The sequence below is a fragment of the Geobacter benzoatilyticus genome (genome assembly GCF_017338855.1).
Taxonomy (GTDB): Bacteria; Desulfobacterota; Desulfuromonadia; order Geobacterales; family Geobacteraceae; genus Geobacter; species Geobacter benzoatilyticus.
Window position 1 is genome coordinate 315,626 of sequence record NZ_CP071382.1, and the last position, 12,993, is coordinate 328,618.

General features: G+C 63.0%; 9 protein-coding genes. 4 read left to right on the plus strand and 5 right to left on the minus strand.

Annotation, left to right across the window (positions count from 1 at the left end; all coding sequences use genetic code 11):
- Nucleotides 1–16: 16 nt before the first annotated feature.
- Complete coding sequence (locus tag JZM60_RS01420) at nt 17–2,695, minus strand: CHASE2 domain-containing protein (protein ID WP_207163773.1); 2,679 nt, start codon at nt 2,693–2,695, stop codon at nt 17–19.
- A 250-nt stretch (nt 2,696–2,945) separates the two neighbouring features.
- Entirely contained in the window at nt 2,946–4,583 is a 1,638-nt protein-coding gene (locus JZM60_RS01425; protein WP_207163774.1) for an ABC-F family ATP-binding cassette domain-containing protein, read from the minus strand.
- Between the two features lie 196 nt (nt 4,584–4,779).
- Here JZM60_RS01425 and JZM60_RS01430 point away from each other — a divergent pair, with 196 nt between their 5' ends.
- The gene (locus JZM60_RS01430) at nt 4,780–5,181 is read left to right on the plus strand and encodes an RNA recognition motif domain-containing protein (RefSeq protein WP_207163775.1); all 402 of its coding nucleotides are present in this window, start codon (nt 4,780–4,782) and stop codon (nt 5,179–5,181) included.
- A 28-nt stretch (nt 5,182–5,209) separates the two neighbouring features.
- On the opposite strand, the gene cydC is transcribed toward JZM60_RS01430, so the two are convergent.
- Both cydC and cydD read right to left on the minus strand, forming a co-directional pair.
- Nucleotides 5,210–6,853, minus strand: coding sequence for a thiol reductant ABC exporter subunit CydC (cydC, locus tag JZM60_RS01435; protein ID WP_207163776.1), 1,644 nt, complete (start codon nt 6,851–6,853; stop codon nt 5,210–5,212).
- Nucleotides 6,850–8,553, minus strand: coding sequence for a thiol reductant ABC exporter subunit CydD (gene cydD, locus JZM60_RS01440; RefSeq protein WP_207163777.1), 1,704 nt, complete (start codon nt 8,551–8,553; stop codon nt 6,850–6,852). Before cydD ends, cydC begins: the two co-directional genes overlap by 4 nt.
- 187 nt (nt 8,554–8,740) lie before the next feature.
- Here cydD and JZM60_RS01445 point away from each other — a divergent pair, with 187 nt between their 5' ends.
- The 3 genes from JZM60_RS01445 (at nt 8,741) to JZM60_RS01455 (ending at nt 11,649) form a co-directional block, all read left to right on the plus strand.
- Nucleotides 8,741–9,178: a DMT family transporter gene (locus JZM60_RS01445; RefSeq protein ID WP_207163778.1), complete on the plus strand. Its 438-nt coding sequence runs from the start codon at nt 8,741–8,743 to the stop codon at nt 9,176–9,178.
- A gap of 7 nt (nt 9,179–9,185) precedes the next feature.
- Entirely contained in the window at nt 9,186–9,665 is a 480-nt protein-coding gene (locus tag JZM60_RS01450; protein WP_207163779.1) for a DUF2127 domain-containing protein, read from the plus strand.
- A gap of 133 nt (nt 9,666–9,798) precedes the next feature.
- Nucleotides 9,799–11,649, plus strand: a complete 1,851-nt coding sequence (locus tag JZM60_RS01455) for a phosphoenolpyruvate carboxykinase (GTP) (RefSeq protein ID WP_207163780.1) — start codon at nt 9,799–9,801, stop codon at nt 11,647–11,649.
- Nucleotides 11,650–11,744: 95 nt separating this feature from the next.
- Here JZM60_RS01455 and JZM60_RS01460 read toward each other — a convergent pair whose 3' ends face one another.
- The gene (locus JZM60_RS01460) at nt 11,745–12,935 is read right to left on the minus strand and encodes a sensor histidine kinase (RefSeq protein WP_207163781.1); all 1,191 of its coding nucleotides are present in this window, start codon (nt 12,933–12,935) and stop codon (nt 11,745–11,747) included.
- Nucleotides 12,936–12,993 lie beyond the last annotated feature (58 nt).

Genomic DNA, 12,993 nt, shown 5'->3' on the forward strand with positions numbered 1-12,993 from the left:
TGGAAGGACCCTTCCCTCAGTGGAATTTCTTCAGGCGCACCTCAACGCTGATGCCGCACCCCACCTCGCTTGACGCGGCAACGCTTCCCTGCCATTGTCGTACCTGGCCGACAGCGGCCCGTGCACGGCGATACTCGGCAGAGTCGGTCGGCTCATCGGAAAAGAGGGCTCGCTGGAGCACCGCGTCGGGCATGCCGAAACCGGTGCCGGCAAGACGGCATGCCACATAATCGCCCTCCGCCCCGATCTCCATTCGGATGGCATTGTTCTGAGCAGTATCGTTACCAATCATGATGATGAATGCGTAGAACGACTCGGCCAGCTCCCTGGATTCAGCCCATACCAGCGGCACGGTGCCGGAGACGACGATGGTGGTGGCGATGCGCCGCTGCGCAAGGTCGCGTTCCGCCCTGGCCGCCGCCCCCCTCAGCAGAGGAAGCGCGTCAATGGGGTAGCATTCACGGCCCGTGGCCGGAGACCGCTTCTCCAGGCACCCACCGATATCCGCCACGAACCCGAGCGCTTCGGAGGCCCTGCCGTCAAGCTCGGCAAGCAGTGATTTCCTGGCCTCGGGAGCAAGGGTTTCGTCCCGGAGTCTCGCCGCAGCCGCGGCAACCGGTTCGATCATAGCAGTCAGACGGCCCGGCAACTGGCCCACAAACTGCTCCCTGGTACGATCTCCGCGGGTTATGTCGCTCAGGTCCACCAGCTCGAAAAGGATGCCATAAACGCTGAACGGCCGAGCCTCCATGGGGAGGAGCCTGCGCTCCTGCTCGATCAGCGGACGGATACGGATGAGGTGCTCTCCGGCTTTGGCCCGGATCCGGGAGGCCACAAGGGTCACCTGGCCGTGCTCGATCAGCACCTTGTGCAGGTGCTGCCGGACTTCCTCCGCCTTCAGCCCGCTCAGGGCAACCGCCAGATCGAGAGCGGTCAACTCATAGGGAGCCAGACCGGCTTCTTTCATGATCTCCACCATCCTCCGGTTCGCCAGGAGCACCCTGCCGAAGAGGTCGTAGAGAATCGTCGCCGTCCCGAGTTCGGCAAAGACCGTCTCCAGGGTGTTCACCCTCCGCTCGAAAAGGTCGATGGACTTTTTCAGTTCCTCATGGGGAACGTCCCGGGACAGGTCGAGATAATTCACCGAATAACTGTTCTGCTTGCGCTGCTGTGCCTGCCACTCCTGCCGGCGGTAGAGGAGTTCGCTGATCTGCTTGCCGAAATCGCGGATGGTGCCTTCAAAATAGGGGATACTGGCCGCCGTTTCGGGGGCAATGCCGAAGGCCCAGAAACCGAGAGGCTGTCCGCCGAAGAGAAGCGGAACCAGGTACTGGTCCTCCTCGGTCTCGCTCCGGGTCAGATAATTGGCGCGATCGAGCCGGATGGGTCCGCCGCTGGCGATGGCGGTACTGTAGGGAGTCCGTTCGTAATCCCTGCGGCGCTCGCTGATATCGGTGATGGAGCAGTGCAGGGCCTTTACCTCCCGGACCCGGTGCTCGCCGGGAACTCTCTCCAGAAAAATGGTCCGGGTAAGGTTGAGGGTCTGGTTGACCATGGTGATAACCTGGGACCAGTATTCCTGCGAGTTATAGAAACTCTCGGGCATCACCCGCTGCTTCAGCTTGGCGGAAAGGTTGAGCAGCATGGTGTTGACGGCCTCTTCGGCCAGGAGCACCCGCTGCCGGAAGATAAGGAGGAACGTGAGGAAAAAGGCGACAAGTGGTTCGACAACGGGGAGCCAGATATGCCCGAACAGCAACAGCAGCCAGCAGGAGCCAAGGGATGCGATAACCGCGGCCAGGGTAAGCCAGGTGAGGAAACGCATCTCGAAGAATGTTTGCAGCACGAGCCCCGCAAACACGATCAGCGCCACGAAGAGGAATTGCACTATGAGCGGGACTTCGACAATGCCGCTATTGGCAATGAAAGTATCTATTGCGTAACCGCGATAGTCGAGCAGCGCGACGTCTCTTCCGCCTGCAAGGGGGGTGCGCAGTCCAGGCTCATGGGCCAAGCCGGCGAAGCCGATGATGACGGACTTCCCCTTGACAAGCTCGGGGATCAGCCCGCCTCCCAGTGCCCGTTCAAGGGAGACGGCGGGAATCCCCCCACCCCGTCCGAGGAAATTAATCAGCACCGAGGTCGAGGTTTCGACCGGCATTCCCTTGAACCTGCCGGCCGCAACAGCTTCGAGAGTCGGAAAACGCGAGCCGTTGACCACCACATTCGTATGCTGGTAACGGTGCATTCCGGATTCGTCGGGGGGATCGACCAGCACCCCGAAGGGGAGCTTCAGGTTTGCGGCAGTGGGGGGAAACGGCGCCAGCACCTGCTTCGAGGATGATTCGTCCTCAAGGAATTCCCGTCCGAAAACGACCATACGGCCGGCAGCGGCTTCTTCGTAGAACTCCCTGCTGACACGGCCGGGCAGGAAGGTGAACACCACCTGTTTTGCCCCCTGGCGCCGCAGTTCCCGCAGCAGGGCAAGCCAGACCTCGTCGCCCTCCCCCATCCGCTCAAAACCGGCTTTTACAATCAGCACGTTACCGGGAGGCGACGACGATGACGGAGAAAGGCGAACGAGAAAATTGTAGATGAGCCCGTCAGGAATGCGAAACACCCCGGCCGCCATGAGAATCCAGGTAACAAGGGTGATGGCCGCTCCGACAGCAAGAGCATTCTTCCTGATGTTCATGCCCAAACCAATTTTTTCTTTAAACGCATTGGTAAACATGGGAGACACCCTACCAACCATTTCGTCATTTGAATGGCAAACTTGAGAAATATTTCAATTAGTTAACCATCATGAATAACGAAATTACCGTGCCGTTACGCAGGCAGCCACCCGAAGAGGACGCCCGCCGGGCACAGGGCCGGAAACACACGCCCCATGCCCGTGACAGGTTATTTTGCCGGGTTCCCAATTGCTGAGAACTCGGCAGAAATCAAAGGCTCGCCTCCACATGGCCATGGTAGAGCGCGTCCCGCTCACCGGCGACACCGGCATCCTCCAGGAAGTCATCGAAACTCATCACCCGATCGATGATACCGCCGGGGGTTATCTCCACGATCCGGTTCGCCACGGTGGAGACGAACTCGTGGTCGTGGGAGGCGAAGAGGACCACCTCAGGGTAGGCGATTAGCCCGTTGTTGAGGGCGGTGATGGACTCCAGGTCCAGGTGGTTGGTGGGCTCGTCCAGGACGATGACGTTGGCGCCGGTGAGCATCATCCGGGAGAGCATGCAGCGGACCCGCTCCCCCCCGGAGAGGACGGAGGTCTTCTTGGTGGCCTCGTCGCCGGAGAAGAGCATCCGCCCCAGGAAACCCCTGGCGAAGCTCTCCCCCTCGCCTGGAGGGGCGTACTGGCAGAGCCACTCGATGAGGTTCATGTCCCCCTCGAAAAAGGCGCTGTTCTCCTTGGGGAAGTATGAGTGGGTGATGGTCACCCCCCAGCGGAAGGTCCCCGCGTCCGGCTCCAGCTCCCCCGCAAGGATCTGGAAGAGGGTGGTCTTTGCCTGGCTGTTTCCTCCCACGAAGGCAATCTTGTCCCCCTTGCGGACGATGAGGTCGAGATTGTTCAGAACCTGCACCCCGTCCACAGACTTCGAGAGCCCCTGGATCTCCAGGATGATGTCGCCGCAGGCCCGCTCCGGCTTGAAGACCACGTAGGGGTACTTGCGGGATGAAACCGGCATCTCCTCCAGGGTCAGCTTATCCAAAAGCTTTTTGCGGGAAGTGGCCTGCTTTGCCTTGGAGGCGTTGGAGCTGAAACGCTGGATGAACTCCTTCAGCTCGTTGGCCTTCTCGGTGGCCTTGCGGTTTTCCTCCTGCTTCTGGCGCAGGGTCAGCTGGCTCGCCTGGTACCAGAAGTCGTAGTTCCCCACGTAGACCTTGATCATGCCGAAGTCGATGTCGGCCACATGGGTGCAGACCTGGTTCAGGAAGTGGCGGTCGTGGGAGACCACGATGACCGTGTTCTGGAAACGGGAGAGGAAATCCTCCAGCCAGGTGATGGATTTCAGGTCCAGGTTGTTGGTGGGCTCGTCCAGGAGGAGCACGTCGGGGTTGCCGAAGAGGGCCTGGGCCAGTAGCACCCGCACCTTCTCCCCCGGTTCCAGCTCCTTCATCTTTTTATGGCGCAGTTCCTCGGGGATGCCGAGGCCGTTCAGGAGCACCGCCGCCTCGCTCTCGGCCTCGTAGCCGTTCATCTCGGCGAACTCCGCCTCCAGCTCCGCCGAGCGGATGCCGTCCTCCTCGGTGAAATCACCCTTTGAATAAATGGACTCCCGCTCGGCCATGACCTTGTAGAGCCGCTCATGCCCCATCATGACGGTATTGAAGACCACTTCCTCATCGAAGGCGAACTGGTCCTGGCGCAGCACCGCGATCCGCTCGCCGGAGCCCACGGAGATCTCCCCCTTGTCCGCTTCCACCTCGCCGGCCAGGATCTTGAGGAAGGTGGATTTCCCGGCGCCGTTGGCGCCGATGAGGCCGTAGCAGTTGCCGGGGGTGAATTTGATGTTGACGTCCTTGAAGAGAACCCTCTTGCCGTAAGAGAGGGTGACGTTGGATGCGCTGATCATGCTCTTGTGTGACTCCTTTTATTTATGCTGGTAAAATAAAAAACCACAGGGATGAGTGACCCTGTGGTTCACGTACGGTTCTGTTTATACCATTTCCGCCCAAGGAGCGGCAATCCCTTTTTCCACCGAGGTTTTTCGGAAAAGGCCCTTTCCCTTTGCCGCGTCAATCTGGTACCATCGGCCCAAAGGAGACATAATGAGCGCAAACAAGGAACTCTATGTGGGGCACATGTCCTACGAAGCAACCGAAGACGATCTCCGGCGGCTCTTCACCGTGGCGGGAACCGTCACATCGGTCCACCTGATTACCGACCGCGACACCGGCGAATTCAAGGGGTGCGGCTACGTGCGGATGGCCACGGTCGAAGAGGCTCAGGAAGCCATCGAGACCCTGGACGGGGCGCTCCTGAGGAATCGCCCTATCACCGTAAGCCTGGCGCGCCCCCAGAAACCAGCCCCCCGTCCCGGCGGCAGGGGTGGCAAAGGGGGACCGGGAAACCGGCCCGGCACCGGCCGCGGCAAAGGGAGCCCCGCCGCATCCGGCCCCTCACGCGGCAAGAGCGGTTCTGGCAGCAGGCCCGCGAGGGGCAAGAAGTAACCATCGGGTTCCCCTCCATATTTCCCCCTTAACGCGCCCCCATCCGCACTACCCGGCCGGCCAGGGCAAAGCAGGCGGGACGGTGGGTTATGACCAGTACGGTCTTCCCCACTGTCCGCGCGGCCAGGCGCGCCACAACCTGCCGTTCGGTGGCGGCGTCGAGCCCTTCGGTGGGCTCGTCCAGCAGGAGGATCGGCGCATCCTTCACCAGTGCCCGGGCCAGGGCGATACGCCTGGCCTCGCCGCCGGAAACGGCGCCGCCTCCCTCTCCCACCGGCGTGTCCAGCCCCAGGGGAAGCGCATCGACCCACGCCGCCAAACAGGCATCCTCAAGGGCGCGGCGCAGTTCGGCATCTCCCGCTTTCGGGTTTCCCGCCAAAAGATTTTCACGAATGGTCGCATTGAAGAGATGGGGCCGCTGGGGGACAGCGGCGATCATCTCCCGCAGATCATCGGCCGCAAGGCGGCTGATCTCCACGCCGCCGACTGTTACGCTGCCGGCATAGTCGCGGAACCGAAGCAGTATCTCCGCCACGGTGCTTTTACCGCTGCCGCTGGGACCGGCCAGAGCCACCCTCTCCCCGGCCGGAATTTCGAGACTGAACCCTTTTAAGACCGGCAGGGCCGGATCGTAGGCACAGGAAACATTGCGGAAGACGATGCCGGTTCCTGCGGGAAGCCGTTCCGGAACAGGAGGGTCTGGAACCGGCACCGGAGCGTCGGCCAGTTCCCGTATCCGCCGCGCCGCCTCCCGGGCCGCGGGCACCAGCTGCAGCGCCGCAGGCATACCGCCTGCCGCCTCGAAGGCCGCCGCCGAAAAGAGGACTAGCATCACCAGCACCGGACCGGCAATGATACCAGCCGCCACAGAGGTGCTCCCGGCAAAGAGGACCGCCGCCACGCCGAGGCCGCCGCAGGCGACCCCCCCGGCCAGGGTGAGGCCGCCGATCGAACCGAGCCGCTCCTGTGCCGTCACAAGGCGGTACGAGAGGTCATCAACACTGGACGCCTGGCGCTCCGCCGCACCGAGAAGGATCAATTCCTCGGCACCCTGGAGTCCTTCGGTCACCGCCGTGCGCAGCTCCCCGGAAAGCTCCGCCGAGCGCCGCCCCGGCTTGTCCGCCAGCCGGCGGGCCACCAGTGGAAGCGCCACCCCCGCGGCCATCAGAAACACAAAGAGCGCCAGGGCCGCCGGCACGCTCCAGCGGGCGACAACGAGGACCGCCAGGACGATGGCGGCCGTGCCGGTGACAAGCGGCGCCACGATCCGCAGGTAAACGCTTTCAAGGGCATCCACATCGGCCCGGAGCCGCCCCGCCACGTCCCCACCGGCGTAGCGTTCGAGGCCGGCCGGGGCCAGGGGCTCCAGCCGCCGGAAAAGCCGGACCCGCAAGTCGGCCAGGATGCGGAACGCCGCCTCATGGGTCACGAGCCGCTCGGCATAGCGCCCCACGGTCCGCAGTATGGCCAGGGCCCGGATGGCAGCCGACGGAAAGAAATAGTTGAAGGGTACGGCAGTCGCCCCGGCCACGGCCATGGAAGCGATGAACCAGCCGGAAAGGGCCATGAGCGCAGTGTTGGCGGCGATCACGAAAACGCCGAGAATAATCCCGGCAGCCATCCAGGGCCATTGGCGACGGGAAACGGCAAGCATCCGGACGAGCTCCCTCATGCCCCCCCCTCCCCTGCCGCCGCGGCCAGGAACTCCGCCGGCGCCATAACCCGCTCCAGCCGTCCTCCGGCCATGACGGCGACCCGCGATGCCCGGCGGACGGTTTCCTCCCGGTGGCTGATGACGAGCACCGTCCGTCCCGCCGCCAGCCGCTCCAGGGCCTCCCCCACCAGCCGCTCGTTCTCCGGATCGAGGCCGGCGGTGGGCTCGTCCAGAACCACCAGCGAAGCGTCGCGCAGAAACGCCCGAGCCAGGGCCAGACGCCGCAGTTCCCCGCCGGAGAGCCCGGCCCCCTGCCCCCCCAGTTCCGTATCCAGCCCCCGGGGCAGGCGGTCCACAAAGGCATCGGCCGCCGCAGCCGCCAGGGCGGCGCGGATCTCCGCCCCATGGGCTGCGGGGCGGCCGAGGCAGAGGTTTTCCCGGATCGTCCCCGTGAAGAAGAAGGGACTCTGGGGGACCCAGGCAAGGCAATCCCTCCAGGCGGCCGGGTCCAGGCCGGCCAGGTCGGTGCCGTTCACCGTAATCCGCCCCGCCTCGGGACGGGCCAGCCCCACCAGGAGCCGCACCAGGGTACTCTTGCCGGTGCCGCTCTCTCCAGCAAGGGCCGTGAGGCTGCCGGCAGGCAGTTCCAGATCGAGACCGCTCACCCCGCCCCGCTCTCCACCGTAACGGAAGGTAACTCCTTCGAACCGGACCGCCGGAGGCCCCGCAGGAACCGGGAGGGTGCCGCAGTAACCCTCGGGTTCGGGAAGGGAGAGCAGCGGCGCAATCCGCTCGGCAGCGGCCGTCCCCTGCATGCGGGCATGGTAGGAGAGGCCGAGGGTCCGCAGCGGCAGGTAGAACTCAGGGGCCAGCAGCAGCACGAAGAGCCCGTCCAGAAGGGATAGCCCTCCCCCCAGAAGCCGGAACCCGACGATCACCGCCACCACTGCCGTGCCGACGGTGGCGAAGAACTCCAGGGTGAAGGCCGAGAGGAACGCCACCCGGAGCACCGCCATGGTCCCCTGCCGGTACTCCTCGGAGACCCGGGCCACGGCCTCGGCCTCGCGCCGGGCCGCGCCGAAGATCTTCAGATCGGGGAGCCCCTGGACGAGGTCGAGGAGGTGCCCGGCCATGCGGGAGAGGCGCCCCCACTGGCGGCGATTGAGGCTTTCGGAGCCGCGCCCGATGAGGACCATGAAGAGCGGGATGAAGGGGGCCGAGAAGAGGAGGACGAGACCTGCCCGCCACTCCGCCGGAACGGCGAAAAGGAGCATCGTCAAAGGGAGCGCCGCCGCCAGGGCCAAGTGGGGAATGAAGCGGGCCACGTAGGGCTCCAGCCCCTCGACCCCGGCGGTAACAGCCTCCACGAGGGGGCCGGTCTCCTCGCCGGCACGCCCGGCAGGCCCAAGAGCCAGAAGCTTGCGGTAGAGACGACTCCGCACCCGCTCCTTGATCCGGGCCGCGGCTGCCGCCGCCTGCCGTTCGGAGAGGAGAATCAGCCCCCCCCGCGCCACGGCCAGGGCCGCAACAGCGCCGGCCAGGGGAAGCATGGCGTCCGGGGTGGCATGCCCCTCAATAACCACCCGGTGGCAGGCCTGCGCCAGAAGGCGCGCCTGGAGGACGATGAGAAGCCCGGCGGCAAAGGCCCACAGCACCGCACGGACGAGTTCGCCCCTCACCTCCCTGGTCACGGCAAGTAGCCAGCGTTCCCCGGTCATTTTCTCATTTGCCCCTGTTCTCAAAACACCTCCCCGGTGCAGAGTATCTACACCCCTCACCGGCACCTGTCAACGGCCGTGAACACGGTGCTTTCCCCTTTTTTCCTTCGAAGCTTGCGCTCAGTAACGCAGACACGTACAATCTCAACTATTCATGCATTTTCCGACTCCCGGCCAAGGAGCTTCCATGTCAAATCTCACCCTGTTTCTCCTCATGATGGGGGGCGGCGCCGTGCTGGCGCTCCAGCCCTCCATCAATGCCCGCCTCGCCCAGAAAGTGGGGATCATTGAAAGCTCTTTCATCTCCTTCACCGTGGGGGCACTGGCTCTTGCGGTGGCAGTGGCCCTGTGGGGTCGAGGGAGCCTGCGGGCCCTCCCTGATGCCTCATGGTGGGAGCTTACCGGCGGCCTTCTGGGCGCCGCCTTCGTCACGCTCACCATACTGGTCGTGCCGCGCATCGGCACGGCAGCGGCCATGGCAGCCATCATCGCGGCCCAGCTCACCACCGGCCTCATCATGGATCACCTGGGGCTTTTCGGCTTCCATGGCGCCCCCCTGGACAGCAAGCGGATCGCCGGGACGCTTCTCCTTATGGCTGGAGCAGCGCTGGTATTCCGGCGGTAACCGTGCCATGACCTCCCCCAAACGGCACCGGAACCAGGCACTGCACGCGGTAGCACTGCTGGAAGCAACCAAAGGCGCCCTTATAATTACAGTCGGGTTCGGACTTCTCGCACTCATTCACCAGGATTTGCAGGCCCTGGCCGAAGAAATCATCCGGCACTTTCACCTGAACCCCGCCAGCAGTATTCCCCGCATCTTCCTCGAAGCTGCCGCAAAGGCTGACGGCGGAAAGCTGGACCTGTTGGCCCTGGGCGCTTTCAGCTACGCAGCGGTCCGCTTTGCGGAGGCATGGGGCCTCTGGCGCGGCCGCCCCTGGGCCGAGTGGCTGGGGATAGTATCCGGAAGCATTTATCTTCCCCTCGAAGTCTATGAGCTTTTCGCCTCCGTCACCCCCATCAAGCTTGGTATCTTTCTCGTCAATGCCGTAGTCGTGTCGGTGCTCGTCAGAGAAAGGCTCAATGCCCGCCATACGATGCGGCAACCTTGACCCACACTAAAAAAATTTGCTGAAAGTGAATTTTTCGCATTGAATGAAACAACGTTAGGGCATATCATTGCCGAATCCCTTGACGACATCGCGAGGGGCTAACTCATTAACATGGCACAAGGAGGCAGTCGGCATGAGCTACGAATTACCAGCAAACGAACAGCTGTTGAAGTGGGTGGAGGAAGTCCGGGCATTGTGCGAGCCCGAGCGAATCCATTGGTGTGACGGCTCCCAGGAGGAATACGACGAGCTGTGCAATTTGCTGGTGAAAAACGGCACCTTCACGAAACTTAATCAGGAAAAGCGCCCCAACAGTTACCTTGCCTGCTCCGATCCCAGCGACGTGGCACGGGTTGAGGACCGCACCTTCATTTGCAGCATCTCCAAGCAGGATGCAGGCCCCACCAACAACTGGATGGCCCCCAAAGAGATGAAGGAGAAACTCCACGGCCTGTTCAAGGGATGCATGAAGGGACGCACCATGTATGTCATCCCCTTCAGCATGGGTCCCCTCGGCTCCCCCATCGCCAAGATCGGCGTTGAAATATCTGATTCCCCCTACGTTGCCGCCAACATGCGGATCATGACCCGCATGGGCAAGGCCGTTCTCGATGTCCTCGGCAGCGGCGAATTCATCCCGTGCCTCCACTCTGTTGGCGCCCCCCTTGAGCCGGGCCAGAAGGACGTGACCTGGCCCTGCAACAAAGAGAAATATATCGTTCACTTCCCGGAAGAGCGCTCCATCTGGTCCTTCGGCTCCGGCTACGGCGGCAACGCGCTGCTGGGCAAAAAGTGCCTGGCCCTGCGCATCGCTTCCAAGCAGGGGAAAGACGAGGGATGGCTGGCGGAGCACATGCTGATCCTCGGCGTCGAGTCCCCCACCGGCGAGAAGACCTATGTGGGCGGCGCTTTCCCGAGCGCCTGCGGCAAGACGAACTTCGCCATGCTGATTCCGCCCAAGCCGCTGCAGGACAAGGGTTGGAAGGTTACCACCCTGGGCGACGACATCGCCTGGATCAAGCCCGGCCCCGACGGCCAGGTCTACGCCATCAACCCCGAGTACGGCTACTTCGGCGTCGCCCCCGGCACCAACGTCAAGACCAACCCCAACGCCATGGCCTCCTGCTCCGCCAATACCATCTTCACCAACGTGGCCCTGACCGAAGACGGAGACGTCTGGTGGGAAGGGATGACCGACGAGCCGCCGGCAAAGCTCACCGACTGGCAGGGGGGCGAGTGGACCCCTGGGTGCGGCCGTCTTGCCGCCCATCCCAACTCACGCTTCACCGCGCCGGCGTCCCAGTGCCCCTCCATCGACCCCGACTGGGAAAACCCCAAAGGGGTGCCCATGAGCGCCTTCATTTTCGGCGGCCGCCGCAAAGACACCGTGCCGCTGGTCTACCAGTCCTTCAACTGGAACTTCGGCGTCTACCTCGCCTCCACCCTCGGCTCCGAAACCACCGCAGCCGCGGTCGGCGCCACCGGCAACGTGCGCCGCGACCCCTTCGCCATGCTCCCCTTCTGCGGCTATCACATGGCCGACTACTTCAGCCACTGGCTCCAGTTCGGCCGCTCCATCGCCAAGCCGCCCCGCATCTTCAGCGTCAACTGGTTCCGCAAGGACGCCGACGGCAAGTTCATGTGGCCCGGCTACGGCGACAACATGCGCGTCCTGAAGTGGATTGTGGAAAGGACCCAGGGGAAAGCCGCCGCAGTGGAATCGCCGCTGGGGTGGATGCCGCGCTACGAGGACATGGACTGGGACGGGCTGGATATGACCCGCGAGAAGTTCAACGATCTGACCTCCGTGGACCGGGATGTATGGCAGAACGAGCTCATCTCCCACGAGGAGCTGTTCGTCAAGCTCTTCGACCGTCTCCCCAAGGAATTCCTCCACATGCGTGAGCTGATTACCTCCAGCCTCTGGCGCTCTCCGGAGCACTGGGAGCAGATCGACCCCTCGCTCATCGAGTGGGAAGACTGATAACAACCCATAACCCTTATGGGATTTTATGCAATAAGGCCCGTCGGATCGTTCCGGCGGGCCTTTTATGTTGATGACCGGGAATGCTGGATGGTTCAGAGGGTGAAATAGAACGTCGCCCCCTTGTCCGGTTCGGCTTCCGCCCAGATTTTTCCGCCATGGCGCTGGATGATATTCTGGGAAATGGCAAGGCCGACCCCGGTCCCCTCATACTCCTTTCTGTCATGCAGCCGCTGAAACACGGCAAACAGCTTGTCTGCATACCTCATGTCGAAGCCCACCCCGTTGTCCCTGACGAAGTAAACCGTCTCCCCGTCTTCGGAATACGCCCCGACTTCGATTTTAGGCATTTCCCGCCGGCTGCTGTATTTCAAGGCATTGCCGATCAGGTTCGCGTAGACCTGGCGCAAGAGGACCGGATCAGCCTGGGATTCAGGGAGTTCGGAAACCAGAAACTCGATCTCCTTCCCCTCGTACTGGTCCCGCAACTGGGCGAAAGTCTCCCGGGCCAGCCGCTCCATGCTCACCGGTATCTTGTTGACGGGCTGGCGCACCGTTCTCGAAAGGGCAAGAATGGCGTCTATGAGCTTACCCATGTTGTCGCAGCCGGCAACGATACGGTAAAGCAGGCCGCGGGCCTCTTCGTCCAGCTCCCGGGAATAATCGTCCATCAGGATATGGCTGAAGGCGTCGATATGCCTCAAGGGCGCCCTGAGGTCGTGGGAAACCGAGTAGGCGAACGACTCCAGCTGGCGGTTAAGCTGCTGGAGCTCCGCGGTCCGTTCCGCGACGCGCTGTTCCAGCTCCTGGGCCGAGCGGAGAAGCTGGGCGGTTCGCTGATCCACGAGATCCTGCAGATTCCGCCGGTGCAGTTCCAGCTCCATGCGCTGGAGGTACAGGTCGCGAAAGACCCGGACCTTGCTCCTGAGGATAACCGGCTCTATCGGCTTGGCCATGTAATCAACCGCGCCGGCGTCGTACCCCTTGAACTGGTACTGCAGATCTTTCATCCCCGCCGTCACGAAGATTATCGGCAGATGCCTCGTCTTCGGATTGGAGCGCATCAGCTCGGCGGTCTCAAAGCCGTCCATGTCGGGCATCTGGACGTCCATGAGCACCAGAGCGAAATCGTTTTTCAGCGTGAGCCTGAGCGCCTCATTGCCGGAGAGTGCCCGGACGAACACAAGATCCAGCTCGTCGAGCAGCCCTTCAAGGGCAGAAAGATTTTCCCGGCGGTCGTCCACTAGCAGAATCTGCGGCTTCATCGAAATGAACTGCGTGTCCATCTCTCCCCCATACATTGCGAGACACACTCGCTCGATTGCCTGCATTTACGCCATCGAC